At 46.0% G+C, this 722-nt stretch carries 1 protein-coding gene; it reads left to right on the forward strand.

Going from position 1 to position 722, the window contains the following annotated elements; translation table 11 throughout:
• Positions 1-722 (forward strand): sensor histidine kinase (locus R7190_RS27320; protein ID WP_318137861.1); only part of this gene is annotated, 722 nt, incomplete at both ends.

The following is a 722-nucleotide window of genomic DNA, read 5'->3' on the forward strand; positions in this document are numbered from 1 at the left end:
ACCGCTCAAATCCTGCTCAAAACGCCGTTAACGGACGAACAAAGAAAACACCTCAGTACATTATACGATTCTGGTGATCACATGATGACGCTACTGAACGAGATTCTTGATTACTCCAAGATAGAGCAGGGACATGTAGAGTTTTCGAACTCGCCATTCCCCATAGAATCGATCATTGGCAGTATAAAAAGCGTTTATCATACCTTGTGTGCAGAGAAAGGATTGCAGTTTAAGGTGACGTCGTTAGTCCCTGCGGGACGCTGGTATGACAACGACAAAGCGCGCCTTCGTCAAGTGTTGTTTAATTTACTCAATAACGCCGTGAAGTTTACTGACAGAGGCATTGTTGAAGTGACGCTGAGTGAGCAAACTCACTATGACAAAACGGTGTTGGTTATCGCGATAAAAGACACGGGAATAGGGATATCTAAAGAGGCGCAAAAACGTATATTCCGCCCATTTGAGCAAGCAGAATCATCAACCACAAGACGCTTCGGCGGGACTGGCCTTGGTCTTGCAATTGTCAAAGAGATCGCCGAGCACATGGGCGGTCATGTGACTGTGCAAAGCCAAGAAAATATCGGCACTACATTCACGGTTGAAGTTGAGATCTCTCCTTGCGAACCGGGGAAAGTGGAATCAGGACATAGGCACAAGCTCAATTGCAATGGTTTGAAGGCCTTGATAGTAGAGGACAATCGAACCAACGCCATCATTATGGA

It is taken from the genome of Vibrio sp. 1078-1 (genome assembly GCF_033340475.1).